The sequence below is a fragment of the Streptomyces sp. NPDC006798 genome (genome assembly GCF_040635975.1).
In the GTDB taxonomy this organism is placed as follows: Bacteria; Actinomycetota; Actinomycetes; order Streptomycetales; family Streptomycetaceae; genus Streptomyces.
Window position 1 is genome coordinate 1 of the sequence record NZ_JBEYIS010000030.1, and the last position, 25,655, is coordinate 25,655.

Below are 25,655 nucleotides of genomic sequence, written 5' to 3' on the forward strand. Positions count from 1 at the left end.
GAGCGGCCGGACCGAGCAGGAGTGGCTGGAGAGCGTCTGGCCGACGGCGGTGGCGGCGGCGCAGCCGTACCCCCGGCTGCGGAAGCGGTACGCCCCCGTCCCGATCCGCCGCCCGCCCCGGCTCCGTACCGACCGCTCCGGGCCCGGCTCCGTACGCCCGGCGCCTTGCCGGCCGCCCCGGATCCGCCCCGTACGGCCGTCGTCAGCTCGCCCGGCCCAGCCAGCCCGCCAGCTTGCCGCCCCGTCCCACGTCGAGGAGGCGGCGCTCCGCCGCGTCCCTGACCGGGTCCGTCGCCACCACCAGCAGCTCGTCGCCGCGCCGCAGCACGGTCGTCGGCAGCGGTACGAAGCTCTTGCCGTCCCGGACCACCAGGGTGACCGCCGACCCGGCGGGCAGCCGCAGCTCGGCCACCTCCACCCCGTGCATCCGGGAGTCCTCGCCGATGGTGAGCGAGAGCAGGTGGCCGCGCAGCCGCTCCAGCGGCGCCGACTCGATCCCCAGGTCCGACGGCGCGCCGGGACCCAGCTTCAGGGCCTTCGCCAGCCAGGGCAGCGTCGGACCCTGGATCAGGGTGTAGACGACGACCAGGACGAAGACGATATTGAAGATCCGGGTACTGTCCGCGACGCCCGACACCATGGGGATGGTCGCCAGGATGATGGGCACCGCCCCGCGCAGCCCCGCCCAGGAGAGCAGGACCTGCTCCCGTTTGGGGATCGGGAACGGCAGCAGGGTCAGGAACACCGACAGCGGGCGGGCCACCATCGTCAGCGCCAGCCCGATGAGCAGGGCGGGCACCAGGTCGTCGCCCAGTTCGTGCGGGGTGACCAGCAGCCCCAGCAGGACGAACATCCCGATCTGGGCGATCCAGCCGAGCCCCTCCGCGAAGCCGCGGCTGGCGGGGGCGTGCGGCAGCTTCGAGTTGCCGAGGACGACGGCGGCCAGATAGACGGCGAGGAAGCCGCTGCCGTGGGCCATGGCGCCGGCGGCGTACGCGATCACCGCGATGGCCATCACGGCGATCGGGTACAGACCGGACGCGGGCAGCGCCACATGCCGCAGCCCCAAGGCGCCGAGGAAGCCGACGGCGAGCCCGATGCCCGCACCGATCGCCAGCTCCAGCGCTATCTTCCCGACCAGCATGTACCAGTCGTCCACCGGTCCCGCGGTCGAGAAGGCGACGACCAGGATCACGACCGGGGCGTCGTTGAATCCCGACTCGGCCTCCAGTACGCCGGTGACCCGGGACGGCAGGGGCACTCTGCGCAGTACGGAGAAGACGGCGGCGGCGTCCGTGGACGAGACGACGGCGCCGATGATCAGTGCCTGGCGCCACTCCAGCCCGATCACGTAGTGCGCGGCGGCGGCCGTGACACCCACGCTCAGCGCGACGCCGACGGTCGACAGGGCGATCGCCGCGGGCAACGCGGGTTTGATCTCCTGCCATTTGGTGCCGAGACCGCCCTCGGCCAGGATCACCACCAGCGCGGCATAGCCGATCACCTGTGTCAGCTCGGCGTTGTTGAACGTGACGTTGAAGATGCCGTCCTGGCCGATGGCCACCCCGATACCCAGATACAGCAGCAGGCTCGGGAGGCCGCTGCGGGACGAGATGCGTACGGCGGCGACGGCGATCAGCAGCACGAGCGCGCCGCTGAACAGGAGCTCATTGAGGTCGTGAACAGTCAGTGGCCGATCCTTCCCCTCGCGCCTCTATGTGCCGGATGCTGATTCCGGGCGGCGACACTTCGTTACCTTACCTAATCTTTAACGTTTTCTTGACGGCCCCGATGGGATCGCCGCCCCGGTCCGCCAACTGCCGTGAATCGGACACAAGGTGGCGCTCCGGTCCGATAATCGGGGTGCGCTTGTGGATACCGCGTCAGGGGTGGAGGGCCGCTGCGCCTATGGTTGCTCCAGCACCCCAGGACCAGCTTGCGCCTCGAAGGACAGCGATGCCCTCCAACACAACGGCCTCTTCCCCCAAGAAGAAGAAGGGGCGACGCGGTCGTCTGTTCGTGATCGTCCTGGTGCTGGCGCTGCTCGGCGGCGTCGGTTACGGCGGTTACTGGACCGTCGACTCCGTGCGCGCCTCCTTCCCCCAGACGACCGGCAAGATCGAGATCCCGGGTCTGAAGGGCGAGGTCGAGGTCAAGCGGGACGACTACGGCATCCCGCAGCTCTACGCCGACAGCGACGAGGACCTGTTCCGCGCCCAGGGCTTCGTGCACGCCCAGGACCGCTTCTGGGAGATGGACGTCCGCCGCCATATGACGGCGGGCAGGCTCTCCGAGATGTTCGGCTCGGGCCAGGTCGACACGGACGCCTTCCTGCGGACCCTGGGCTGGCACCGGACCGCGCAGGAGGAGTACGACAAGAAGCTCTCCGCGTCCACCAAGAAGAACCTGGACGCCTACGCGGCCGGGGTCAACGCCTATCTGAAGGGCAAGGAGGGCAAGGAGCTGTCGGTCGAGTACGCGGCCCTGTCCTTCAGCAACGACTACAAGCCGGAGGCCTGGACCCCGGTCGACTCGGTGGCCTGGCTCAAGGCGATGGCCTGGGACCTGCGCGGCAATATGCAGGACGAGATCGACCGCTCCCTGATGACGTCCCGGCTCTCCCAGGACCGGATCGCCCAGCTCTACCCGGAGTACCCGTTCAACCGGAACAAGCCGGTGGTGCGGAACGGCGCCGTGGACGAGTCCGAGGGCGCCTTCGACCCGCAGGGCGAGCCCTCGGAGGACGGCGGCAGCGGCAGCGGGATCGGCAACGACGGTTCGAGTTCCGGCTCGGGCTCCGATTCGGGTACGGGCGGCGCCTCGTCGGACTCCGGTACGGGTGACGGCACCGGGATCTCCAACAACAGCGGCTCCGGCGACGGCTACCCCGGCGGCACCGACGCCTCCGACGCCGTTGACGGGGTGAACACCCAGCTCGCCGGGGTTTCCGAGGCCATCGAGTCCATCCCCGCCCTGCTCGGCCCCAACGGCGACGGCATCGGCTCGAACTCCTGGGTCGTCTCCGGCAAGTACACGACCACCGGGAAGCCGCTGCTCGCCAACGACCCGCATCTGGCCCCCCAGCTGCCGTCGCTCTGGTACCAGATGGGCCTGCACTGCCGGAAGGTCTCCAGTACCTGCTCCTACGACACCGCGGGCTTCACCTTCTCCGGTATGCCCGGTGTGATCATCGGACACAACCAGGACATCTCCTGGGGCCTGACCAACCTCGGCGCCGACGTCACCGACCTGTATCTGGAGAAGATCTCCGGCGACAGCCGGATCGCCGACGCCGAAGAGGGCACCGAGGAGAAGCTGGTCTCCCGCAAGGAGATCATCAAGGTCGCGGGCGGAAAGCCCCGGACGATCACCGTCCGCGAGACCGCCCAGGGCCGCCCGCTGCTCTCCGACCGCAGCGACGAGCTGGAGGGCGTCGGCGAGAAGGCGCCCGTCGACAACGACGCGCCCGACCGGGCCACCGGCTACGGCGTCTCCCTCCAGTGGACGGCCCTGGAGGCCGGCCGCTCCATGGACGCCGTCTTCGAGCTGAACCGGGCCGAGGACTTCGACTCGTTCCGGGAAGCGGCGAGCAAGTTCGAGGTCCCCTCGCAGAACCTGATCTACGCCGACAAGAGCGGCAAGATCGGCTACCAGGCCCCGGGCCGGATCCCGGTCCGCGCCAAGGGCGACGGCACCCGCCCGGCGCCCGGCTGGGACCCCGCCTACCGCTGGGAGAAGGACCCCGTCCCCTTCGAGGAGATGCCGTACGAGGAGGACCCGGAGCGGGGCTACATCGTCACCGCCAACCAGGCCGTCATCGACGACTCGTACAAGCACCTGCTGACCAAGGACTGGGGTTACGGCGCCCGCAGCCAGCGGATCAACGATCTGATCGAGCAGAAGATCGCCGACGGCGGAAAGATCTCCACCGAGGACATGCGGACCATGCAGATGGACAACAGGAGCGAGATCGCCACGCTGCTGAACCCCATCCTGGTCAAGCTCGACATCAAGGACCCGCATGTCCGCGAGGCGCAGAAGCTCCTGGAGAGCTGGGACTTCAGCCAGGAACCCGACTCGGCCGCCGCCGCCTACTTCAACGCCGTCTGGCGGAACATCCTCAAGCTCGCCTTCGGCAACAAGCTGCCCAAGGAACTGCGGGCCGAGGGCGACTGCCTGAGTGTCCGCCCGGCCGACGCGACCGGACCGGACGACCAGATCGAGCCGGTCGTCGAATGCGGCGTCCGGGACGGCGACACGGCGCAGCCCGACGGCGGCGACCGCTGGTTCGAGGTGGTCCGCGGCATCCTCAAGGACGAGGACAACATCTGGTGGCAGTCGCCCCGCAGCCGTACGGACAAGGCGACCAAGACCCGGGACCAGCTGTTCGCCCGGGCCATGGAGGACGCCCGCTGGGAGCTGACCGCCGAGCTGGGCAAGGACATGGACACCTGGAGCTGGGGACGGCTCCACCAGCTCCAGCTGAAGAACCAGACCCTCGGCAAGGAGGGCCCCGGCCTGGTCAAGTACTTGCTCAACCGCGGCCCGTGGAACCTGGGCGGCGGTGAGGCTGCGGTCAACGCCACCGGCTGGAACGCGGCCTCCGGTTACGACGTGGTCTGGGTGCCGTCCATGCGGATGGTGGTCAACGTCGGCGACTGGGACAAGTCGCGGTGGATCAATCTGACCGGCGCCTCCGGGCACGCGTACAGCGCGCACTACACGGACCAGACCGACAAATGGGCCAAGGGTGAACTGCTGGACTGGTCCTTCAGCCCCGACGCGGTGGAGAAGAACACGGTCGACACCCTCACCCTCGCCCCGAAGTCCGGCGGCTGACGGCGGCCGGGTGCACGGAGACGACCGGGCCGGGAACGGGGCGTACGGCCTCGTTCCCGGCCCGTCCGGGCTCTCGGGGCCGGGCGGGATGTGCGGCCCGCCCGGCCCCGCAGACGCCGTTCGCCGGTCCGGTCCGGTCCGCTATCGGGCTGCCGGGCTACCGGTTCGGGCCCGGCCGCCCGTCCCGGTCCCCGGCGCCGTCGTGTGGTCCGTCCCCGGCCTCGGGCGGGGCGGTGAAGCGGCGGACGCCGTCGGGGGTGACGACCGTGTGCACGGGACGGTCGTGCGCCTCCGCCGGGACACGGTCGACCACCTCGTTCGCGTACAGCAGGACGACCAGCGGCGGCGGTACGGCGCTGTCGGCGAGCCGGGCCAGTACGCGGTCGTACGAACCGCCGCCCCGGCCCAGCCGCATGCCGCGCCCGTCCACCGCCAGGCCGGGCAGCAGCACCGCGTCCGCGCCGCGTACGGCGCCGGGGCCGAGCCGGGGCCCGGTCGGCTCCAGCAGCCCCCGCCCGGCGCGCGCCAGCCGCTCCGGGCCCTCGTACACCGCCCAGTCGAGATCGTCGTCGGGCAGCAGCACCGGCAGCAGTACCCGTACGCCCCGGGCGCGCAGGGCGTCCAGCAGGGAGCGGGTGCCCGGTTCGCGTCCCACCGAGACATACGCGGCCACGGTGCCCGCGGCGGCGAGCTCGGACAGCTCCAGGGCGCGCCGGGTCAGTTCGCGGGCGGCGGTCGCGGCGAGTTCGGGGGTCGTCCCGGCGCGGGCGTCCAGCAGGGCACGGCGCAGGGCGCGCTTCCCGGCCGCCGCGTCGGTGCCGCTCCCGTCCCCGGCCGTCGGGGCGGTGCCGCCCGTACGGGACCCGGTCGTACCGGAATCAGTCGTACCGGAGCCGCCCCCACCCGTCGCACCAGTCGTACCGGAGCCGGCCCCACCCGTCGCACCAGTCGTACCGGAACCGGTCCCGCCGTCTCCACCGGTCGTACCGGAGGCGGTCGTATCGGAACCAGTCGTACCGGCCGTAGCGGAATCCCCCGCGTCCCGGCCGGGGCCGTCGGCGCCCCGGCCCGTAAGGGCTCCACTCGCCCCCGGGGCCGTACCGGAATCGTCCGAGCCCGTCTCCGGCCGCGGAACGCCCTCCGCCTCCGCCGGGTTTTCGGACACTCCACCGGAACGTTTGTGCCTCATCGACCGCTCCCAAACCCCTCGTATGCGCCTTTATGCGTAGGTAGTTAACCGGAGCCTGATCTTCCCCGCATATGCACCGGATATTGTGCCGGGCATGACTCAGTCGAACCCCAGGATCAGCAAGGCGGTCATCCCCGCCGCCGGCCTCGGTACGCGCTTCCTGCCTGCCACCAAAGCCACTCCCAAAGAGATGCTGCCTGTCGTCGACAAACCCGCGATCCAGTACGTCGTCGAGGAGGCCGTGGCCGCCGGTCTCTCCGATGTACTCATGATCACCGGACGCAACAAGCGCCCCCTGGAAGACCACTTCGACCGCAACTACGAGCTGGAGGAGGCGCTCTCCCGCAAGGGCGACGAGAGCCGGCTGAAGGCGGTCCAGGCGTCCAGTGACCTCGCCACCATGCACTACGTCCGGCAGGGCGATCCGCGCGGCCTCGGCCACGCCGTCCTGTGCGCCGCCCCGCACGTCGGCGACCAGCCCTTCGCCGTCCTCCTCGGCGACGACCTGATCGACCCGCGCGACCCGCTGCTCTCCCGCATGGTCGACGTCCGGGAGCGCGAGGGCGGCAGTGTGATCGCCCTCATGGAGGTCGATCCGTCCCAGATCCACCAGTACGGCTGCGCCGCCGTCGAGCCGACCGCCGACGGGGACGTCGTACGGGTCACCCAGCTCGTCGAGAAGCCCGAGCGGGCCGAGGCCCCCAGCAATCTCGCCATCATCGGCCGCTACGTCCTCGACCCCGCGGTCTTCGCGATACTCCGCGAGACCGAGCCGGGGCGCGGCAACGAGATCCAGCTGACCGACGCCCTCCAGAAACTGGCCGCCGACGAGAAGGCCGGCGGACCGGTCCACGGGGTGGTCTTCAAGGGACGGCGGTACGACACCGGCGACCGCGGGGACTATCTGCGGGCGATTGTCAGACTCGCGTGCGAACGTGAAGATCTGGGGCCGGAGTTCCGGGACTTTCTGCGGAGCTATGTGACCGAGGAGATGCAGCGGAATTGAGCGACAGCGCGTTGAGCAGCGGCACCATGTGGTCGGTCGACGGCCATCTGGAGGACATTCTCGCGGCGGTCCGGCCGCTCGACCCGATCGAGCTGCATCTGGCCGACGCCCAGGGCTGTGTCCTGGTCGAGGACGTCACCGTCCCGGTCGCCCTGCCGCCCTTCGACAACAGCTCGATGGACGGGTACGCGGTCCGGGTGGCCGACGTCCAGGGGGCGACGGAGGAGTTCCCGGCCGTGCTGACGGTCGTCGGCGACATCGCGGCGGGCGGCGCCGCCCCGCCGTCGGTCGGCCCCGGCGAGGCGGCGCGGATCATGACGGGCGCGCCGCTGCCGCCGGGCGCGGAGGCGGTCGTCCCCGTCGAGTGGACCGACGGGGGTACGGGCGGCGGGGCCGCCGTGGCGATGCTCCCGGCGGGCCGGGCCCCGCAGGGCGCGGGCGGCGAGGTCCGGATCCACCGCCCGGCGTCGGCGGGCGCCCATGTCCGGGAGCGCGGCAGCGATGTGAGCGCCGGGGATCTGGCGCTGGCGCGCGGTACGGTCCTGGGCGCCCCGCAGATCGGGCTGCTTGCCGCGATCGGCCGGGGGACGGTGCGGGTGCGGCCCCGGCCGCGGGTGGTGGTGCTGTCGACCGGGAGCGAGCTGGTCCAGCCCGGTGAGGCGCTGGGGGAGGGGCAGATCTACGACTCCAACAGCTTCGCGCTGGCCGCCGCCGCCCGGGAGGCCGGGGCGATCGCCTACCGGGTGGGCGCCGTCACCGACGACGCGGACATCCTGCGGGCCACCATCGAGGACCAGCTCGTCCGGGCGGACCTGGTGGTGACCACGGGCGGGGTGAGCGTGGGGGCGTACGACGTGGTGAAGGAGGCACTCTCCGAAGTCGGCGCGGTCGGCGCGGGTGGCGGCTCGGGCGACGGCTCCGGTGACGGCTCCGGGGGCGACGGCGTGGCGTCCGGCAGCGGGGTCGACTTCCGCACCCTCGCGATGCAGCCGGGCAAACCGCAGGGGTTCGGCACGGTCGGCCCCGACCACACGCCCCTGCTGGCCCTGCCCGGCAATCCGGTCTCCTCCTATGTCTCCTTCGAGCTGTTCGTCCGGCCCGTGGTGCGGACCCTGATGGGGATGACGGAGATCCACCGGCCCCGGGCCCGGGCCCGGCTGGCGGCGGACGCGCCCCTGCGGTCGCCGGAGGGCCGCCGCCAGTTCCTGCGGGGGACGTACGACCCCGGGGCGGGGACGGTCGCCCCGGTCGGCGGCGCCGGTTCCCATCTGGTCGCGGCGCTGGCCCACGCCGACTGTCTGATCGTGGTGCCGGAGACGGACACCTCCGTGGCGCCCGGGGACGATGTGGAGGTGGTCCTCCTCGGCTGACCCGCACGCCCTGGGGGTACGGTGGCTGCGCACACGCGCCCGTACGGGCCGTGACGAAGTTCTTACAGGTGCTTACGGGTTCTCACGGGTGGCACGGTCCTGCGGACCGCCGCCCGGCCCACCGGACCGGAGCGGCGAGCGGCGGATGAGTACAGAAGCGGGCGGACTGACGCATATCGATGAGGCGGGGGCGGCCCGGATGGTCGACGTCTCGGGGAAGGACGTCACCCGGCGGACCGCACGGGCCACCGGCCGCGTCCTGGTCTCGCCCCGGGTGGTCGGACTGCTGCGGGGCGACGGCGTGCCCAAGGGGGACGCGCTGGCCACCGCGCGGATCGCCGGGATCATGGGCGCCAAGAAGACGCCCGAACTGATTCCGCTCTGCCACCCGCTGGCGCTCTCCGGGGTGAAGGTCGACCTCGCGGTCGCCGACGACGCCGTGGAGATCACCGCGACCGTACGGACCACGGACCGTACGGGGGTCGAGATGGAGGCCCTGACCGCCGTGACGGTGGCCGGGCTCACGGTCGTGGACATGGTGAAGGCGGTCGACAAGGCGGCGGTGATCACCGACGTACGGGTGGAGGAGAAGACGGGCGGGAAGTCCGGCGACTGGAGCCGCCCGTGAGCCGCGGCGGCGAGGTCCACAGCCAGGCGCACGGCCCCGCGCCCGAGGGCGGCCCGGCGGTTCCCGGCGACCCCGCGGCGACGGGCCCGGCGGCCGGCGAGGGCGGCCCTGTCGCCGCAGGTGCGGCGGCCGAACTCGGTACCCCGGGCGCCCCGCCCTCCGGACCGGCCGTAGGCCGCGCCCTGGTGATCACGGCCTCCAACCGGGCATCGGCGGGCGTCTACGCCGACCGGGGCGGCCCGCTGCTCGCCGACGGCCTGGCCGAAATCGGCTTCGCCGTCGAAGGCCCCGTCGTGGTCCCCGACGGAGATCCGGTCGGCGCGGCGCTGCGCGCGGGCGTCGCCGCCGGATACGACGTCATCGTCACCACCGGCGGTACGGGCCTGTCGCCCACCGACCGCACCCCCGAGCAGACCCGGGCCGTCCTCGACTACGAGGTCCCCGGCATCCCGGAGGCGATCCGCGCCCACGGCACCCCGAAGGTCCCCACGGCCGCGCTCTCCCGGGGCCTGGCCGGAGTCGCGGGCCGCACCCTGCTGGTGAACCTCCCCGGTTCGCCCGGCGGCGTACGGGACGGACTGGCCGTCCTGGCCCGGCTGCTGCCGCACGCGGTGGACCAGCTGCGCGGCGCCGACCACGCCCCGGCCGGAGATCCCGGCCACCGGGACGGCACCGGATCCCCGGGGAGCCGGCGCTGAACGCCCCCTGGCCGGTCGTCCTGGCCGACGGCGATGTGGTCCTGCGCCCGATAAGGCTGCGCGACCAGCGGGCCTGGCGCGAGGTGAACCGCCGCAACCGGGACTGGCTGCGCCCCTGGGAGGCCACCATCCCGCCCCCGGCGCCCGGCGCGCCGCCCGCGCAGCGCCCCACGTACCGGCAGATGGTCCGCCATCTGCGGTCGGAGGCGAACGCGGGCCGGATGCTGCCCTTCGTCATCGAGTACCGGGGGCGGCTGGTGGGTCAGCTCACGGTCGCCGGGATCACCTGGGGCTCGATGTGCTCGGGGCATGTCGGCTACTGGGTGGACCGGGAGGTCGCCGGGCACGGAGTGATGCCGACCGCCGTGGCGCTCGTCACGGACCACTGTTTCCGAACCGTAGGACTGCACCGGATGGAGGTCTGCATTCGGCCCGAGAACGGACCGAGCCGCCGGGTCGTGGAGAAGCTCGGATTCCGTGAAGAGGGCCTGCGTCCTCGATATCTCCATATCGACGGCGCATGGCGTGACCATCTGGTGTTCGCCCTGACCGCGGAGGAAGTGCCCGAGGGCCTGCTCCCCCGCTGGCGGCGGGCCCGGCCCGAGACCCCACAGAAATAAGAAATATGTTCGAATACCGTCCTCGTGGCTATGTGATGATCGGAACAATCGCAAAAAATGTCCGTCATATCAGCGGGATCGGGCGACACACCGGCCCAATTGGCGGATGTCCTTGCGAGAATCCCTCTACGGTGTGACCGTGAGCAGCAGCGGCCTCATCTACGCAGTCATCGTCGGGGCCTGGGCCGCCTACCTGGTGCCGATGTGGCTCCGCAGGCAGGACGAGCTGAACGAGGCACGTCCGACGGAACGCTTCTCCACCGCCATCCGGCTGCTGTCCGGCCGTGGCGCGATGGAGCGCCGGTACGCCAAGGAGCTGCGGGATCGCGACCCGGAGCGGCCCGAGTCCGACATCGACCCTGACGCCGTCACGGAGCATCTGAGCACCGTCGACGTCCGGGCCTTCGCCGCGCCCCGCACGGAGGTCCGCCCCGCGGACCAGGTGCAGGCGCCCGTCCAGGCCCGCCCGGGCCACGGCCCGTCCGGCCCGTCCGGCCCGGGCGGCCCCGGCGGAACGGTGTACGCCCAGTCGGCGCCCGGGACCGGCGCGGCCACGGCCGAACCGCCCGCCCCCGGCCCGCTCCAGCAGCGCCGCCAGCGCCCGCGCCCCGGCGGCACGGCCGCCGAGCGGGCTCGCCGCAGCAAGGTGCTGGCCCGCCGTCGCCGTACGACGGTGATGCTCTTCCTCACCTTCACCGCGGGCTCCGTGGTGGCGGCGGTCGGCGGCCTCGGCTTCCTGTGGGCCCCCGCGGCACCCGCCGTACTCCTGAGCGCGTACATCGCCTATCTGCGCGCCCAGGAACGACGGCGCTTCGTGGTCGTGATGGACCGCCGCAGGGCGGAGGCGGCAGCGGCCCGGCTGCGGGAGACCCGCCGCCGCCCCGCGCCCCCCGCGCCCCGCCCGGAACCCGCGGCCGAACGCCCCGACCCCCTCCCCGAGCCCGAACCGGCCCCCGTCTCCCCGCAGGAGGCCGGCCGCCGCGCCCTGGTCGAGCAGACCGACCACGCGGAATGGGTCGACCAGCAGCGCGACCGCGGCCCGGCCTCCGGCGACAGCTGGGACCCGGTCCCCGTCCCCCTCCCGACCTATGTGACGGCCCCGGTCGCCCCCCGCGCCACCAGCGGTATCGACATGAACGACCCGGAGACCTGGAGCTCGGCCCGCTCCTCGGCGGCGGACCCCGCCCCGCCCCCGCCCCACCAGTCCCCGCCCCCGCGCCGCGCCCCCCGTGACCGCGGCCGTACCCCCCTCTTCGACCAGTACGCGGACGAGGACCGCCCCCGCGCCGCCAACGAGTGACCTGCGCGGAACGGATTAACGGGCACTCCGATCGAGATGCTAAAGTTTCACTCGTTGCAAGGGCCTGTGGCGCAGTCCGGTAGCGCACCTCGTTCGCATCGAGGGGGTCAGGGGTTCGAATCCCCTCAGGTCCACAACAACGACTCTTGTTGATTCCGTTCAGGAAGAGTTCACGAGATCCCGTCCGATCTGATTGATCGGGCGGGATCTTCGTCGTTTCGGGGGCCGTTCTGTGCCGGTCGCTCTCGCCGGTCGGGGTTCCGGGCCCGGTCTTCGGCGCGGACCGTGGCGACATACGTCGAGATCGCGTCGCGGTTGCGGGTGAGGACGTCGATGCGGGTCGTCATGCGGTCGCGTTCGTGTTCCAGGGTCGCCAGCATCTCCGGGGTGGGGTTGGGGAAGTAGATCGTGGTCGGCTGGTCCAGGCAGGGCAGGATCTGTTTGATGATGCGGGTCGGGAGGCCCGCGTCGAGGAGGCCGCGGATCTGGCGGACGCGGGCGACGTTGCGGGGGTCGTAGTCGCGGTAGCCGTTGGGGGTGCGGGCGGCGGCGATCAGGTCCTGGGACTCGTAGTAGCGCAGCAGTCGGCGGGACGTCTCGGTGAGGCGGGAGAGTTCGCCGATGCGCATGTGATCCACCTCATGTCGGGGCGTGTTGACCCTCACACAGATGTGAGGGTTCGAGTCTAGGAGGGCGAAGTCCGCGCCTGCGACGAGGGGTTACGACGATGGACCAGACGCTCTACGACTACAGCCCGATCACCGAGCGGGAGCCGCTGCGGTGGCCCGGTGGGGCGAGGGTCGCGTTCTATGTGGGGCTCAATGTGGAGCACTACCGGATCGACAAGCCCTCCACCAGTACGTTCGCCGGGACGGCCGGGCTGACGCCCGATCCGCTGAACTACGGGTGGCGTGACTACGGGCCCCGGGTGGGGATCTGGCGGGTGATCCAGAGCCTGGACCGGTACGGCGTACGGGCCAGCGCGCTGCTGAACTCGGCCGCGGGGGAACGGTATCCGCAGATCGTCGGGGCCGGGCGGGACCGGGACTGGGCGTGGCTGGCGCACGGGCGGGACAACTCGACCTTCCAGGCGGCGATGGCGGCCGAGGAGGAGCGGCGGTATCTGACGGAGGTGGTGGAGTCCGTCGAGCGGACCACCGGGCGGCGGCCGCGCGGCTGGATGGGGCCCGCGCTGACCGAGACGTTCCGTACGCCGGAGCTGCTGGCCGAGCTGGGGCTCGGGTATGTCTTGGATTGGACCAACGACGACCAGCCGTACCGGCTGAACGTACCCGGGATGATCAGCGTGCCGTACTCCGTGGAGCTGAACGACATCGGGATCTTCGTGGGCAAGGGGACCACCGGGCCCGACTTCGTGCGGATCGTCAAGGACCAGCTCGACCGGCTGTACGCCGACGCCACACCCGACAGCGGGCGGGTGATGGCGCTGGCGCTGCATCCCTTCGTCATCGGGCAGCCGTTCCGCAGCCGCTATCTGGACGAGGCGCTGGAGTACGTCACACAGCACCCCGGGGTCTGGGTGACCACCAGCGACGAGATCGCCGGGCACTACGCGGGCTGAGCCCGCCCCGGGTCAGGGGGAGACCGGGGGTTCCGTCGCGTGGGCCCGGTGGAGTGCATCGAGGAACTCGGGGGGCGTCGGGATCTCCGTGGTGTCGACGCGGTGGACCGCGATCCCCGGGGTCCAGGAGTTCAGCACCGCGACGCCCGTCAGCGACGGCAGATCGGCGGGGGTGACCGTCCGGTCCTCCTGGGGGACGCCGAGCCTCGTCAGGCCCCGGCGGACCGTGCCCATCATCGTGCCGCGCAGCATCTCCGCCACCGGCCAGACCACGGTCTCGCCGTCCCAGAAGACCAGATTCCAGATCGACGCCTCGCTGAACCGGCCCACGCGGTCGACGAAGGCGACGTCGTCGAAGCCCCGGGCCGCGAGCTGCCGGGGGTAGTACGTCTTGGCGATCTCTCCGACGTGCTTGATGGCCGCGACGGGTCGCTCGTAGGGGACGACCGCCAGGGACAGCGGGCCTTCGGGGCCGTTCGCGGGCGGGGCCGTTGCGACCAGCAGATCGAGGGCGGCTGCCGGGTCGGCGGGGGTGAACTCGCCGTCCCGGGAGTAGACCGTCGCCTTCAGCGACAGATCGCCGGGGCCCGCCGCCAGGGCGTCCCGCAGCAGTTCGCGGATCCGTTCGTCGGGCAGCGCCCGGCCGAACAACTCCTCCGACGCGTGGCGCAGCCGGTCCAGATGCAGGTCCAGGCCCCTGATCCGGCCGTCGCGGACCTGGATGGCGGTGAAGTGGGCATAGCCCGCGAAGGCGAGCGGGGCCAACTCTTCGGCGGCGGCCGGGCGTCCGTTGAGCCGGGTGATATACGGCGATGCGGGGGCGGCGGTGGAATGGTGGGGTGTGGTGGTCATGTTGGGACCGTAGGACTTCACATCGGTGTGAGGTTCAAGTGCCGTGGCGGACATCACACCGGGCCGGGCGGGCGGGGGCGAAGAGGGGATGGGTATGGGTGCGGGGATGCGGATCGGGGAGCTGGCCGGGGTGACCGGGGTCAGCCCGAGGCTGCTGCGCTATTACGAGGAGCAGGGCCTGCTCACCCCGTACCGGGTCGGGACGCACCGCCGCTACGGCGCGGACGCGCCCGCCGTCGTCGGCTATATCCGTACGTTCCTGGACGCCGGGCTGCCCACCCGGGTCATCCGTGAGGTGCTGCCTTGTGTGGAGGGCCCCGGGCCTGCCCTGAACGAGTGCGTCGCCCTGACCCTGGAGGAGCAGCTGCGCGAGCTGGACGACCGGATAGCGACGCTGAGGTCGAGCCGGAACGTACTCGCCGGGCTGCTGGCCTCGGGGCGGGTGGAGCGGGTACGGGAAGCCGCCTGAGGTGTGGCCGGGGGCGGCCGGACCCTGTGGCCCGGCCGCCCCCGCGCCGCACCTTCGCGGTCAGACGGCCGCGGCCTCGATCAGGCTGAACGGCGGTGCCTGCGGGAGCGGGGTGACCGAGGTGACGGCGAGCCCCGCCCGGCCGCAGACCTCGTCGAAGTCCGTCCGGGTCCGTTCCCGGCCGCCCACGTTCACCAGCATGTTCAGATCGCTGAGATAGGGCGTCCCGGCCGCCGGGTCCACGACCTCCGGAAGGATCGGTTCCACGATCAGGATCCGGCCCTCCGGCGGCAGCGCCGTACGGCAGTGGGTGAGGATCGTGACGACCTGGTCGTCGGTCCAGTCGTGCAGGACGCTCTTCATCAGATAGAGGTCGGAGCCCTCGGGGACCGTACGGAAGAAGTCGCCGGTGAGCAGTTCGGCGCGGTCCCGTACGCCCTGCTCGGTCAGGTTCCGGTCCGCGTCGGCCAGGCCCTCCGCCGTGTCGAGGATCGCGCCGGCCAGTCCGGGGTGGCCGGTGAGGACGGCGGCCAGGAGGGTGCCGTCGCCGCCGCCGACGTCGGTGACCCGGCTGAAGCGGCCGAAGTCGTAGGCGCCGGGCAGGACGGCGGCCGTGGCCCGGCTCGCCTGGCTCATCGCCGTGTTGAAGTCGGCGGAGAGTTCGGGGTGCCGGGCGAGATGGCCGAAGAAGTCCGTACCGAAGATCTGGTCGAACGCGATCTCGCCGGTACGGACGCTGTCGTCGAGCCGTTCCCAGGCCCGGGTCATCAGCGGATCGGTGAACGACTTGACGAAGGCGGTCAGGGATTGGGGGTGACCCGGGTCGAGGAGCGTGCCGGCCGGGGTGGCCGAGAAGACCCCCGGGGAGTGCTCCCGCAGCAGGCCCAGGCCCGCGAGGGCGCGCAGCAGCCGGAGGGTGGGCAGCGGCGCCGTCCCGGCCTCGGCGGCGATCTCGTCGGACGGGCGGGGCTCGTCGCCGATCAGCTCCACCACCCGCAGCCGGACGGCCGCGCGCAGGGTCTGCGCCGCCATGGTGCCGAAGCCCATCCGGGCGATCAGGAAACGGTCGGCGGGGGTGGGAGCGGCGGCAGCGGGGGAGTCGGCGGGGACCCCGGAGCCGGTCGTATCGGCGGCAGCCGTACCGGTGTCGGTCGTGCGGGCGCCGGTACTACCGGTGCCGGCCGTGCGGGCGTTTGTCGTACCGGCGGCGTCGTCACTGGCGGTCATACGCGATGTCCTCCTCGGCCGGGCGGTGCGCCCGGCGACGGCGGTGGTGGTCGTTCGCGCGGTTCCTCGGTCCCCCGGAGGGATGGGTGACGGCCCGGGGAGGGTCTACAGGGGTTTGGCGAAGCAGCGGACGTCGTCGTGGTGGCGGTAGTGGCCGAAGGGCGTCGCCGGGGTGTAGCCCGAGGACGCGTAGAGCGCGATCGCCTCCGGCTGGGCCGAACCCGTCGACAGGACCATCCGGTCGCGGCCGGCCGACCGGGCGTCGTCCTCCAGGGCCGCGAGTATCCGCCGGGCCAGGCCGCGGCCGCGGGCCCTCGGGACCACGTACATCCGCTTGAGTTCGGCGTCCCCGTCCGCGTACCCCTCGGGGTTGTCCTCCTGGGACCGCCAGCCGCCGGTCGCCAGCGGCTCGCCCGCCGCGTCGTAGACGATCAGATAGGCGCCGTGCGGCGGGTCGAACATGGTGGCGTCGAGCGGGGTGGCGTCGCCGCCGTCCTCGGGGCCGTAGAGCCTGATGTATTCGAGCCGCACCTCGTCGTCGAGCTTGACGGCGTCGGGGTGGTCGAAGGCGACCCTGCGGATGTCCATGCGGTTCATCGTACGTTTCGGGGTTCGGTGACGGGCCGCCGCCGTCCGGTTACCGGACCCCGGGCCGGGTTAGGCTGCCGGGATGCTGACCGTGACTTCCGTGAACGTGAACGGGCTCCGCGCCGCCGCCAAGAAGGGCTTCGCCGAGTGGTTCGCCGCGACCGGGGCCGATGTGGTCTGTCTGCAGGAGGTACGGGCCGAGCCGGGGCAGCTGCCGGAGTCCCTGCGGGAGCCGGAGGGCTGGTTCGCCGCGCACGCGCCCGCCGCGGCGAAGGGCCGGGCCGGGGTGTCGCTGTACACCCGGCGGGAGCCCGACGCGGTGCGGACCGGGTTCGGGTCGGCCGAGTTCGACGACAGCGGACGGTATCTGGAAGCGGACCTTCCGGGTGTCACCGTCGCCAGCCTGTATCTGCCGTCGGGTGAGGTCGGCACGGAGCGGCAGGACGAGAAGTACCGCTTCATGGACGAGTTCCTGACCTATCTGGCGGCCCTGCGCGCCCGGGCCGGGGCCGAGGGGCGGGAAGTCGTGGTCTGCGGCGACTGGAACATCGCCCACCGCGAGGCCGACCTCAAGAACTGGCGGGCCAACCGCAAGTCCTCCGGCTTCCTCACCGAGGAGCGGGAGTGGCTCTCCCGGGTCTATGACGAGGCGGGGTACGTGGACGTGGTCCGCGCCCTGAACCCGGACCAGGTGGGGCCGTACAGCTGGTGGTCCTACCGGGGCCGGGCCTTCGACAACGACACGGGCTGGCGGATCGATCTCCAGGTCGCCACACCGGGACTGGCCGGACGCGCCGCCAAGGCCGTGGTGGAGCGCGCCGCCACCCACGGCGAGCGGTGGAGCGACCACGCGCCGGTGACGGTGGTGTACGAGCAGCGGTAGCGGTGCCGGTGTCCGCCTCGGCCCGGGTTCCCGGGGCGGCCTTCGTCACTTTCCGGGGTCGCGCCCTACCAGTCGGTAGGGATCTGTCCTAGGCTCGGACCGCGCCGGTGGGGGACGGCGGACGCCACCGCGTCCCGTGCCGGGCCCGCGCCGGGCCCGTGGCGCGGTTCCCATCCGTACCCGTCGGGGATCCCGGGATCCCGGGAGGCGTCATGAGCCCACAGCGGCAGCCGGACGGCGGTCCGCGGACCCCTGAGCCCCCGGCGCCCGCGCCCGTACCCGCCGAACCCGTCCCGCATGTCCGGGTCGCCGTCATCGGCGCGGGCTTCGGCGGTCTCGGCGCGGCGGTACGGCTGCGCCGTGAGGGCGTCGAGGACTTCGTGATCCTCGAACGGGCCGGTGCCGTCGGCGGCACCTGGCGGGACAACCAGTACCCGGGCGCGGGCTGCGACGTACCCTCGCACCTCTACTCGTTCTCCTTCGCCCCCAACCCCGACTGGAGCCGGGTCTTCTCCGGGCGGGACGAGATCCGCGCCTATCTGGAACGGGTCACGGACGACTTCGGCCTCCGGTCCCGGCTCCGCCTCCACCACGACGTCCGGATGACGACCTGGGACGAGGACCGCCTCCACTGGCGGATCGAGACGACCGGCGGCGATCTCACCGCCGATGTCGTGGTCTCCGCCGCCGGTCCTCTCACCGAGGGCCGGATCCCCGACATCCCCGGCGCCGACGGCTTCCCCGGCGAGATCTTCCACTCCTCCCGCTGGAACCACGGCGCCGAACTGCGCGGCAAACGGATCGCCGTGGTCGGCTCGGGCGCCTCCGCCGTGCAGATCGTGCCCAGGATCCAGCCGGAGGCCGCCCGGCTGACGGTCTTCCAGCGCACCCCGAGCTGGGTACTGCCCAAGGGCGACCGGCCCGTCACCGGGGTGGAACGCTGGCTCCACCGCCGTGTCCCGGTCACCGCGAAGGCCCGCCGGGCGGCGCTCTGGGCCGTACGGGAACTCCTCGTCGGCGCCTTCACCCGGCATCCCGGCCGGATGCGCCGCGGCGAGGACATCGCCCGCGCCCGGCTGGCCCGGCACGTCCGGGACCCGGAGCTGCGGGCCGCGCTCACCCCCTCGTACCGGATGGGCTGCAAGCGGATCCTGCTCTCCAACGACTTCCACCCGGCCCTCACCCGGCCCAATACGTCCCTGGTCGCCTCGGCGCTGACGGAGATCCGGGGCTCCACCCTGATCGCCGCCGACGGTACGGAGACCGAGGCGGACGTCATCGTCTTCTGTACCGGGTTCCGGACCGCCGGGATGCCCGTCGCCGAGCGGATCCGGGGCGTCGGCGGCGTACTGCTGGCGGATCACTGGAAGAGCGGCGTACGGGCGCTGCGCGGCTCGGCCGTGGACGGGTTCCCCAACCTGCTGACGGTCATCGGGCCGAATACGGGCGTCGGGAACACCTCCATGGTGCTGATCATCGAGGCGCAGCTGAACTATCTCGCCGACTTCCTGCGGCAGTTGTCCCGGCTGGGGCCGGGGCGGGCGCTGGTCGCCAGGCCCGGGGCCGTCGCCGCCTGGGGGGAGTCGATCGACCGGCGGATGCGGAAGAGCGTCTGGACCACCGGCGGCTGCGACAGCTGGTATCTGGACGAGTCCGGCCGCAACACGACGCTCTGGCCCGGGTCCGCGACCGGGTTCCGGCGGGCGGTGCGCGAGGTCGATCTGGGGGAGTACGAGATCCTGCGCCGCGCGCCCGGGGCCGCGCGGGACGGGGCGGGGGAGACCGCCGAGAAGACCGCGTCCGCCGGGGAGACCGCCGAGGAGGCCGCCGTATGAGCGCGGGTGTCCGCCGCCGGTTCCGTACGGCCGAGTCCGCCGACGGCACCGTGCTCCATGTCGAGGTCCACGGCCCCGAGAACGCGCCCGCCGTGGTCCTCTCCCACGGCTGGACCTGCTCGACCCGCTTCTGGTCCGCGCAGATCGCCGCGCTCTCCGCCGATCACCGCGTGATCTGCTACGACCAGCGGGGCCACGGCCGCACCCCGATGGGCCGGGTCGGTACGCGGTTCCTCGCCGACGACCTCGAAGCCGTACTGCGCGCCACCCTGGCCCCCGGCGAACGGGCCGTCGTCGCGGGGCACTCGATGGGCGCCATGACCATCATGGCGGCGGCCGGCCGCCCCGCCTTCGCCGCGCGCACCGCCGCCGTCCTGCTGGCCAGTACCGGCTACGCGGATCTGGTCGAGGAGTCCACGGTGGTGCCGGGGGCGGCCCGGGGGCCGCTGCGGGCCCGGATCACCCGGGCGGTCCTGCGGTCCGGCGCGCCGCTCGGTCCGGTGAACCCGCTCGCCCGCCGTCTGCTGCGGTACGCCGCCCTGAGCCCGGCCGCCTCGGCTGCCCAGGTCGCCGAGTGCGCCCGGATCGTGCATGCCTGCCCCAGGATCGTCCGGGCCTGCTGGGGGCAGGTGCTGGACACCCTCGATCTGACGGCGAACGTGGCGGAGCTGACCGTGCCCGCGGTCGTCCTGGCGGGTACGGCGGACCGGCTGAGCCCGCCCGTGCACGCCTACCGGCTGGCCTCCCGGCTGCCCGACTGCCGGGACCTCGTCCTGCTGCCCGGGGCCGGTCATATGACCCCGGTGGAGACGCCGGACGCCGTGACGGAACAACTGCGGACGCTGGTACGGACGTTCCTCGGGCCCGGCGACCGCGACCGGGCCCCGCTCCCCGGCTGAACGGGCGGCGGTCCGGATCCCCGGCCCGCCGCGCCGCTGCCCCGGGCCCGCCGCCCGGCGCCCGGGCCTCACCGGGGAACCCGGCCGTACACCCGCTCGTAACAGGTCGTCCCGTCAGGAGAGTTCAGGAGAGTTCCAGCGCCGCCGCCAGATCGCGCCACTGGCGGCGGGGGAGGTCCTGATCGCCCGTCATCACATTGAGGGCGACATGGTCGGCGCCCGCCGACCGGAACTCCTCGATCTTCCGCCGGGCCCGGTCCACGTCGCCGAGGGCGAAGACCGCGTCCAGCAGCCGGTCCGAACCGCCGTCCGCGAAGTCGGGCGCCGAGAACCCGGCCCGCTCGAAGTTCCGCAGATAGTTCGGCAGCTCCAGATAGAAGGAGAGATTCTCCCGGGCGATGCTCCTGGCCCGGTCCAGGTCCGGTTCGAGTACCACCTTCAGATCCGGGGCGATCACGGCGTCCGGGCCCAGCAGCTCCCTGGCCTCGGCGATCTGGCCCGAGGTCACCAGATAGGGGTGCGCGCCCCCGGCCCGGTCGGCGGAGAGCCGCAGCATCTTCGGGCCGAGCGCCGCCAGCAGCCGCCGCTCCGCCGGGACGGGCACCGGGGCGGTGTCGAGACCGTCCAGATACGACACCATCGCCCCGTACGGCTTCGCGTACTCCGGGGTGAACTTCTCATGGCTGACGCCGAGTCCGAGGAAGAACCGGCCGGGCGCGGACTCCTCGATCCGGGCGACGTCCGCCGCCACGTCCGCCGCGCCGTGCTGCCAGATCGACAGGATGCCCGTCGCCACCTTGATCCGGCGGCCCGCCGCCACGACCGGCGCGACCTCGGCGATCGAGGGGCTGCCGCCGACCCAGAGCGCGCCGAAGCCCAGCTCGTCCAGCTCGGCGACGGCCTCGGCCGCCTCCGCCGTCAGCTCCGACGCGTCCGGCGCGGCCCGGAGGGCGAGGGTCCAGACTCCGACCGGGCCGAGCTTTCCTTGGTTCGTAGAGGAGGTCATGGCCGTACAACGAGCGTGCTCCACAAGGCTATTCCGGCTTTCCGTCCCTCTTTCTGGTGACCTTCGCGGTGGTCTTACGGGCACCCCGGCGCGTGCCGCCGCCGGTGCCGGTGCCGCCCTTGCTCCCGACCGGCCCGGAGCCGGGGCGCGGCCGGGGCGGCAGCGCCGGCCGGCTGAGGTCGGGGACGCGGTCGTAGCCCGGAGGATCCTGGGCCGGGTTCTTCTCCAGCATCTCCAGCGCCACCCGTACCGCGTCGTCCAGACCCGCGTACCGGCCCTCCGCCCAGTCGAGAGGGGTCCGCAGCGCCTCCAGATCGGGCTCGACCCCGTAGTTCTCCACGGACCAGCCGTACTCGTCGAACCAGGCCGCGTTCATCGGCACGGTGATCGCCGTACCGTCGATCAGCCGGTGGCTGCCGCTGATCCCCACCACCCCGCCCCAGGTCCTGGTGCCCACCACCGGACCGATGCCGAGCAGTTTGAAGGCCGCCGTGATCATGTCGCCGTCCGACGACGTCGCCTCGTCCGCGAGGGCGACCACCGGGCCGCGCGGCGCGTTGGAGGCGTACGAGACGGGGCGCGCGTCCCGGGTGAGATCCCAGCCGATGATCTTCCGGGTCAGGTTCTCCACCACCAGCTCGCTGATATGGCCGCCCGCGTTGCCCCGGACGTCCACGATCAGCGCCGGGCGGGACACTTCGAGCCGCAGATCCCGGTTGAACTGCGCCCAGCCCGAGCCGCCCATGTCGGGGATGTGCAGATAGCCGCACCGCCCGTCGCTCAGCTCCCGGACCACCGCACGGCGTTTGGCCACCCAGTCCTGGTAGCGCAGCGGGCGTTCGTCGATCAGCGGGACGACCGCGACCCGGCGGGCCGCGGGGGCCGCGCCGGATCCGCCCGTACCGCCGTCGGCGGGCCGGAACGTCAGCTCGACCGTCGTACCGCCCGCCGCCGACAGCATCGGGAACGGACCGGCGACCGGGTCGACCGGGCGGCCGTCGACATGGGTGAGGACGGCGCCCTCGCGAATGCCCGTACCGGCCAGCGGGGAACGGGCCTTGGAGTCCGAGGAGTCGCCCGGCAGGATCCGCTGGACCGTCCAGCCGTCGTCGCGGCGGACCAGATTCGCCCCCAGCAGGCCCATCGGACGCTGGTAGTGCGCGGGGCCCTCGTTGCGGCGGGCGGGCACGACATAGGCGTGCGAGGTGCCCAGTTCGCCGAAGACCTCCCGCAGCAGATCCGCGAACTCGTCCGGGGACGCCACCCGGTCCAGCAGCGGCCGGTACTGGTCGAGTACGGCCCGCCAGTCGATGCCGCTCATCCCCGGATCCCAGAAGTAGGCCCGGACCAGACGTCCGGCCTCCGCGTACGCCTGGCGCCACTCGGCGGGCGGCTCCACCTCGTGGTGGATCCGGCGCAGATCGATGTAGACCGTGGCGTCGCCGTCGCCCGACTCGGTCGACGGCTGGGCCCGCAGCTCGCCCTCGTCGACCACGACGAGACGGCTGCCGTCGCCGCTGACCGCGAACCAGTCGAGATGGTCCACGAGTTCGGTCCGGCGCGCCTTGGTGATGTCGAAGTGCTCCAGGGTGGGGCGGCCCGAGGTGTCGGCCGGGTTGGCGAAGGTCTCGCCCAGGGCGCCCGAGATCGGCCAGCGCAGCCAGACCAGACCGCCGCCGCTGACCGGATGGAGCGCCGAGTACTTCGACGCGGCGACCGGGAACGGGGTCACCCGGCTCTCCAGGCCCTCCGTCTCCACGACGACCGTACTGCCGCCGCCTCCGCCCCCGCCGGGGGCGGCGCCGCCCGTGCCGTCGGCCGCGGGCTCCGGCTCGTCCAGCGGATCGAGCCCACCGGCGGCGGGCCGCCCGTCGGGCAGCAGGGCGAACGGCGACGGCGTCGCCGACGACAGCGGTACGAGATAGGGGCGGCAGCCCAGCGGGAAGGAGAGATCGCCGGTATGGACGTCGTAGACCGGGTCGAAGCCGCGCCAGGAGAGAAAGGCGAGATAGCGGCCGTCGCTGGTGAAGACCGGGTTCTCGTCCTCGAACCGGCCGTTGGTGACGTCCACGACCGTACGGTCCTTTATCCGCGCCATGCGGATCTGGCGCAGGGTGCGGCCCACCCCGGGCTGGGACCAGACGAGCCAGGCGCCGTCGGGGGAGAAGGCGAGATCGGTGACGGGGCCGTTGAGGGAGCGGAGCAGCCGTACGACACCGCCGTCCGCCTCGTCCACCGCGTGGGTGACGGTGGGGGCGGTCGCCGTCTCGGCGGCAGCGGTCTTCGCGCCCTTCGCGGTCTTCTTGGCCTTTCCGGCCTTCCCCTCCTTGGCGGCCTTCCCGGCCTTCGCCGCTTTCTCCGCCTTCTCTGCTCTCCCGGGCTTCTCCGCTGCCGCCGCCGCGTCCGCGGCCTCCGCCGGGTCCGCTGTGTCTGCTCTGTCTGCCGTGTCTGCCGTGTCTTCTACGGTCAGCAGCAGCAGACGCCCGTCGTGCGAGGCCACCGCGAGCCGCTTCCCCTGCGGGTCCGACACCATCTCGCGGACCACACCCAGCTCGCCCGAGGCCAGCCGTCTCGGCGCCCGCTCCCCGGTCGCCCGGGGCAGATACGCGATCTCCACCGCGTCCTCGCCGTCGGCGTCCGTCACATACGCCACCCGGCCGCCGGTCCCCAGCATCACCGGCATCCTGACCCGGACCCCGGGGGTGTCCGCGATGGTCCTGGCCGGTCCGTCGCGGTGGGTCAGCCAGTACAGACTGCCCCGCACCGAGACGGCGCTGGCCCGCCCGGTGGCGTCCACGGAGATCCCGTCGACATGGTCCGAGGCCGGGATCTGATACGTCCGGCGGCCGGTGCGCGGCCCTCCGAGCCGTACGCCGATCCGGCGCGGCACCGCGTCCGGCACGGTCAGATCGTCCACGATCCACAGCTCGCCCGCGCACTGGTAGACCACCCGGGTGCCGTCGCTGGAGGCGTGCCGGGCGTAGAAGGCGTCGTGGTCGCTGTGGCGCCGCAGACCGGAGCCGTCGGGCAGACAGGAGTAGAGATTGCCGACGCCCTCGTGGTCGGAGAGGAAGGCGATCCGGCCCCGGACGAACATCGGACAGTCCAGATGCCCCGCCAGCTCCGGCAGCAGCCGCTTCCCGTGCAGCCAGAGCCGTCCCGTGGCCCCGCCCCGGTACCGCTTCCAGGCGGCGGGCTCGTGCGGCGGCTTCCCGGTCAGCAGCAGGGTCTGCCGCTCACCGGCCACATCGGCGACCGCGATGTCCGATACGGGCCCCCAGGGCAGCCGGCCGCCGGGCTCGCCGTCCAGGGGGACGCTGTACGCCCAGGAGAAGTACGAGAACGGCTGGCCGTGCGAGGAGACGGCGAGGACGTGTCCGTCGGGGGCCCAGCCGCAGACCCGGGTGTCGTAGGAGCCCCAGTAGCTCAGCCGCCGTGACGTGCCGCCGTCGACCGGGACCACATGGATCTCCGGGTCGAGGCTCCGCCAGGTCGTATAGGCGATCCGGCTGCCGTCGGGGGAGAACCGGGGGTGGCCGATCCGGGTCCGGTCCACGGTGAGCCGCCAGGCCCGGCCCGGGGGGTCTCCGTCGCCGGTGAGAGGGGCGACCCAGAGGTCGTCCTCGGCGGCGAAGCACACCAAGTCGCCGTGGAGATGCGGATATCGGAGGTACGCCGCGTCGTCGCTCACCCCCCAATGCTTTCCATCCGGGCGGGCCGAGGCAACTCGTGCACGGTGACGAACTCATTTCGGAGGGGGAGGGTTGAGTCCGCGCCGGGTGAGGAAACGCACAGTCGAAACGGAACCGTTTCGCTTTGACCGTGGCCTACTCTGGACGGGTACGAAACCGTTTCGTTCGGAAGCGGTCGTGGGAGAGTGCGGAAGCCGCCGGGAACGGCGGGTCCGCGCCCCGGCGGCCCGGCCCGGCGGAGCATCCGGCCGAAGAGCCGTACGACCCGATATGACCTGAAGCAGCCCGATACGACCCGTGGGAAGGGGGCCGACCGATGTCCCGCAGCCGACTGACACCCGAGCGCGAGACCGAGCTGTTCGAAGCCGTGCTCGAACTGCTGCGCGAGGTCGGATACGACTCCCTGACCATGGACGCCGTCGCGGCCAGGACCCGTTCCAGCAAGGCGACGCTCTACCGGCAGTGGCACAACAAGCCCGAGCTGGTGGCGACCGCCCTGCAGCACACCTCGGTCCCCGGCGCCGACGAGGTCGACACCGGCAGTCTCCGCGGTGACTTCCACGCGCTGCTGATGCGGACCGACGACTGCGAGATGGCGAAGGAATCCGCCCTGATCCGGGGGCTGGTCCAGGCGGTCCACACCAACCCGGATCTCTTCGACGCGCTGCGCAAGAAGGTCATCGAGCCCGATATGGCGGCGCTGCGGACCGTGGTCGACCGGGCGGTCGACCGCGGTGAGGTGGGTGCGGAGAACCCGGCCAGGGACTTCGTCCCGCATATGCTGTTCGGCCTCTTCTTCGCCATCCAGATGATCGAGGACCGGGTCCCCAACCGGGATTTCCTCACCCGGTACGTGGACGCGGTGGTGCTGCCCGCCCTGGAGGCGCGATGACGCGCCCCGGGACGCCGGTGGCCAGGATCGGCCGGGAACGGCCCCGGCGGGTGCCGGACCGGGGGCTGCCCCGGGCCGGG

Annotated in this window: 21 protein-coding genes and 1 tRNA gene; 14 read left to right on the forward strand and 8 right to left on the reverse strand. The window is 72.5% G+C overall.

Annotation, left to right across the window (positions count from 1 at the left end; translation table 11 throughout):
* Nucleotides 1-202: 202 nt before the first annotated feature.
* On the reverse strand, nucleotides 203-1,690 hold the full coding sequence (locus ABZ714_RS20910; protein ID WP_358826840.1) for a potassium/proton antiporter: 1,488 nt from the start codon (nucleotides 1,688-1,690) through the stop codon (nucleotides 203-205).
* 266 nt (nucleotides 1,691-1,956) lie between these two features.
* Between ABZ714_RS20910 and ABZ714_RS20915 the strand changes: the two genes are divergently transcribed.
* Entirely contained in the window at nucleotides 1,957-4,839 is a 2,883-nt protein-coding gene (locus ABZ714_RS20915; RefSeq protein WP_358826770.1) for a penicillin acylase family protein, read from the forward strand.
* A gap of 157 nt (nucleotides 4,840-4,996) precedes the next feature.
* Here ABZ714_RS20915 and ABZ714_RS20920 read toward each other — a convergent pair whose 3' ends face one another.
* A complete protein-coding gene (locus ABZ714_RS20920; RefSeq protein ID WP_358826841.1) occupies nucleotides 4,997-5,629 on the reverse strand; it encodes a 5-formyltetrahydrofolate cyclo-ligase in 633 nt (210 codons plus the stop codon).
* 493 nt (nucleotides 5,630-6,122) lie between these two features.
* On the opposite strand from ABZ714_RS20920, the gene galU reads away from it, so the two are divergent.
* The 7 genes from galU to ABZ714_RS20955 all read left to right on the forward strand — a co-directional run bounded on the left by galU (nucleotide 6,123) and on the right by ABZ714_RS20955 (nucleotide 11,784).
* Nucleotides 6,123-7,034: a UTP--glucose-1-phosphate uridylyltransferase GalU gene (galU, locus tag ABZ714_RS20925; RefSeq protein WP_358826771.1), complete on the forward strand. Its 912-nt coding sequence runs from the start codon at nucleotides 6,123-6,125 to the stop codon at nucleotides 7,032-7,034.
* A 26-nt stretch (nucleotides 7,035-7,060) separates the two neighbouring features.
* Nucleotides 7,061-8,404 carry a gephyrin-like molybdotransferase Glp gene (gene glp, locus ABZ714_RS20930; protein ID WP_358826842.1) on the forward strand — a complete coding sequence of 448 codons (1,344 nt, stop codon included), beginning with the start codon at nucleotides 7,061-7,063 and terminating at the stop codon, nucleotides 8,402-8,404.
* Nucleotides 8,405-8,549: 145 nt separating this feature from the next.
* On the forward strand, nucleotides 8,550-9,032 hold the full coding sequence (moaC, locus tag ABZ714_RS20935; protein ID WP_358826772.1) for a cyclic pyranopterin monophosphate synthase MoaC: 483 nt from the start codon (nucleotides 8,550-8,552) through the stop codon (nucleotides 9,030-9,032).
* 182 nt (nucleotides 9,033-9,214) lie between these two features.
* Nucleotides 9,215-9,730, forward strand: a complete 516-nt coding sequence (locus tag ABZ714_RS20940; protein WP_358826843.1) for a MogA/MoaB family molybdenum cofactor biosynthesis protein — start codon at nucleotides 9,215-9,217, stop codon at nucleotides 9,728-9,730.
* Nucleotides 9,727-10,350, forward strand: coding sequence for a GNAT family protein (locus tag ABZ714_RS20945; RefSeq protein ID WP_358826844.1), 624 nt, complete (start codon nucleotides 9,727-9,729; stop codon nucleotides 10,348-10,350). The genes ABZ714_RS20940 and ABZ714_RS20945 overlap by 4 nt, the downstream gene beginning before the upstream one ends.
* A 139-nt stretch (nucleotides 10,351-10,489) precedes the next feature.
* Nucleotides 10,490-11,650, forward strand: a complete 1,161-nt coding sequence (glpR, locus tag ABZ714_RS20950) for a gephyrin-like molybdotransferase receptor GlpR (RefSeq protein ID WP_358826773.1) — start codon at nucleotides 10,490-10,492, stop codon at nucleotides 11,648-11,650.
* Nucleotides 11,651-11,710: 60 nt separating this feature from the next.
* Nucleotides 11,711-11,784 (forward strand) — tRNA-Ala (locus ABZ714_RS20955).
* Nucleotides 11,785-11,820: 36 nt separating this feature from the next.
* On the opposite strand, the gene ABZ714_RS20960 is transcribed toward ABZ714_RS20955, so the two are convergent.
* Complete coding sequence (locus tag ABZ714_RS20960) at nucleotides 11,821-12,279, reverse strand: MerR family transcriptional regulator (RefSeq protein ID WP_358826774.1); 459 nt, start codon at nucleotides 12,277-12,279, stop codon at nucleotides 11,821-11,823.
* 98 nt (nucleotides 12,280-12,377) lie between these two features.
* Here ABZ714_RS20960 and ABZ714_RS20965 point away from each other — a divergent pair, with 98 nt between their 5' ends.
* A complete protein-coding gene (locus ABZ714_RS20965) occupies nucleotides 12,378-13,232 on the forward strand; it encodes a polysaccharide deacetylase family protein (RefSeq protein WP_358826775.1) in 855 nt (284 codons plus the stop codon).
* A 12-nt stretch (nucleotides 13,233-13,244) separates the two neighbouring features.
* On the opposite strand, the gene ABZ714_RS20970 is transcribed toward ABZ714_RS20965, so the two are convergent.
* Complete coding sequence (locus tag ABZ714_RS20970; RefSeq protein ID WP_358826776.1) at nucleotides 13,245-14,084, reverse strand: aminotransferase class IV family protein; 840 nt, start codon at nucleotides 14,082-14,084, stop codon at nucleotides 13,245-13,247.
* Nucleotides 14,085-14,127: 43 nt separating this feature from the next.
* Between ABZ714_RS20970 and ABZ714_RS20975 the strand changes: the two genes are divergently transcribed.
* Nucleotides 14,128-14,553, forward strand: a complete 426-nt coding sequence (locus tag ABZ714_RS20975; protein ID WP_358826777.1) for a MerR family transcriptional regulator — start codon at nucleotides 14,128-14,130, stop codon at nucleotides 14,551-14,553.
* Between the two features lie 60 nt (nucleotides 14,554-14,613).
* On the opposite strand, the gene ABZ714_RS20980 is transcribed toward ABZ714_RS20975, so the two are convergent.
* Together ABZ714_RS20980 and ABZ714_RS20985 are read right to left on the reverse strand one after the other, a co-directional pair.
* Entirely contained in the window at nucleotides 14,614-15,600 is a 987-nt protein-coding gene (locus tag ABZ714_RS20980; protein WP_358826845.1) for a methyltransferase, read from the reverse strand.
* A gap of 285 nt (nucleotides 15,601-15,885) precedes the next feature.
* Nucleotides 15,886-16,368, reverse strand: coding sequence for a GNAT family N-acetyltransferase (locus ABZ714_RS20985; RefSeq protein WP_358826778.1), 483 nt, complete (start codon nucleotides 16,366-16,368; stop codon nucleotides 15,886-15,888).
* A gap of 82 nt (nucleotides 16,369-16,450) precedes the next feature.
* On the opposite strand from ABZ714_RS20985, the gene ABZ714_RS20990 reads away from it, so the two are divergent.
* From ABZ714_RS20990 to ABZ714_RS21000, 3 genes are all read left to right on the forward strand, one after another.
* Complete coding sequence (locus tag ABZ714_RS20990) at nucleotides 16,451-17,251, forward strand: exodeoxyribonuclease III (RefSeq protein WP_358826779.1); 801 nt, start codon at nucleotides 16,451-16,453, stop codon at nucleotides 17,249-17,251.
* Nucleotides 17,252-17,463: 212 nt separating this feature from the next.
* A complete protein-coding gene (locus ABZ714_RS20995) occupies nucleotides 17,464-19,086 on the forward strand; it encodes an NAD(P)/FAD-dependent oxidoreductase (protein WP_358826780.1) in 1,623 nt (540 codons plus the stop codon).
* Complete coding sequence (locus tag ABZ714_RS21000; protein ID WP_358826781.1) at nucleotides 19,083-19,985, forward strand: alpha/beta hydrolase; 903 nt, start codon at nucleotides 19,083-19,085, stop codon at nucleotides 19,983-19,985. The genes ABZ714_RS20995 and ABZ714_RS21000 overlap by 4 nt, the downstream gene beginning before the upstream one ends.
* Before the next feature lie 124 nt (nucleotides 19,986-20,109).
* Here the strand turns inward: ABZ714_RS21000 and ABZ714_RS21005 are convergent, their stop codons facing one another.
* A complete protein-coding gene (locus ABZ714_RS21005) occupies nucleotides 20,110-20,991 on the reverse strand; it encodes a TIGR03620 family F420-dependent LLM class oxidoreductase (protein WP_358826782.1) in 882 nt (293 codons plus the stop codon).
* Between the two features lie 28 nt (nucleotides 20,992-21,019).
* A complete protein-coding gene (locus ABZ714_RS21010) occupies nucleotides 21,020-24,682 on the reverse strand; it encodes a S41 family peptidase (protein ID WP_358826783.1) in 3,663 nt (1,220 codons plus the stop codon).
* A gap of 317 nt (nucleotides 24,683-24,999) precedes the next feature.
* Between ABZ714_RS21010 and ABZ714_RS21015 the strand changes: the two genes are divergently transcribed.
* On the forward strand, nucleotides 25,000-25,575 hold the full coding sequence (locus ABZ714_RS21015; protein ID WP_358826784.1) for a TetR/AcrR family transcriptional regulator: 576 nt from the start codon (nucleotides 25,000-25,002) through the stop codon (nucleotides 25,573-25,575).
* The last annotated feature ends 80 nt before the right edge of the window (nucleotides 25,576-25,655 follow it).

Coding starts and splice junctions, on each gene's coding strand:
- ABZ714_RS20995 (WP_358826780.1), top strand. CDS start 17,464: ATGAGCCCACAGCGGCAGCCGGACGGCGGTCCGCGGACCCCTGAGCCC.
- moaC (WP_358826772.1), top strand. CDS start 8,550: ATGAGTACAGAAGCGGGCGGACTGACGCATATCGATGAGGCGGGGGCG.
- ABZ714_RS20965 (WP_358826775.1), top strand. CDS start 12,378: ATGGACCAGACGCTCTACGACTACAGCCCGATCACCGAGCGGGAGCCG.
- ABZ714_RS20985 (WP_358826778.1), bottom strand. CDS start 16,368: ATGGACATCCGCAGGGTCGCCTTCGACCACCCCGACGCCGTCAAGCTC.
- glp (WP_358826842.1), top strand. CDS start 7,061: ATGTGGTCGGTCGACGGCCATCTGGAGGACATTCTCGCGGCGGTCCGG.
- ABZ714_RS20960 (WP_358826774.1), bottom strand. CDS start 12,279: ATGCGCATCGGCGAACTCTCCCGCCTCACCGAGACGTCCCGCCGACTG.
- ABZ714_RS20915 (WP_358826770.1), top strand. CDS start 1,957: ATGCCCTCCAACACAACGGCCTCTTCCCCCAAGAAGAAGAAGGGGCGA.
- ABZ714_RS21015 (WP_358826784.1), top strand. CDS start 25,000: ATGTCCCGCAGCCGACTGACACCCGAGCGCGAGACCGAGCTGTTCGAA.
- ABZ714_RS20970 (WP_358826776.1), bottom strand. CDS start 14,084: ATGACCACCACACCCCACCATTCCACCGCCGCCCCCGCATCGCCGTAT.
- galU (WP_358826771.1), top strand. CDS start 6,123: ATGACTCAGTCGAACCCCAGGATCAGCAAGGCGGTCATCCCCGCCGCC.
- ABZ714_RS20980 (WP_358826845.1), bottom strand. CDS start 15,600: ATGGGCTTCGGCACCATGGCGGCGCAGACCCTGCGCGCGGCCGTCCGG.
- ABZ714_RS21005 (WP_358826782.1), bottom strand. CDS start 20,991: ATGACCTCCTCTACGAACCAAGGAAAGCTCGGCCCGGTCGGAGTCTGG.
- ABZ714_RS20990 (WP_358826779.1), top strand. CDS start 16,451: ATGCTGACCGTGACTTCCGTGAACGTGAACGGGCTCCGCGCCGCCGCC.
- ABZ714_RS21000 (WP_358826781.1), top strand. CDS start 19,083: ATGAGCGCGGGTGTCCGCCGCCGGTTCCGTACGGCCGAGTCCGCCGAC.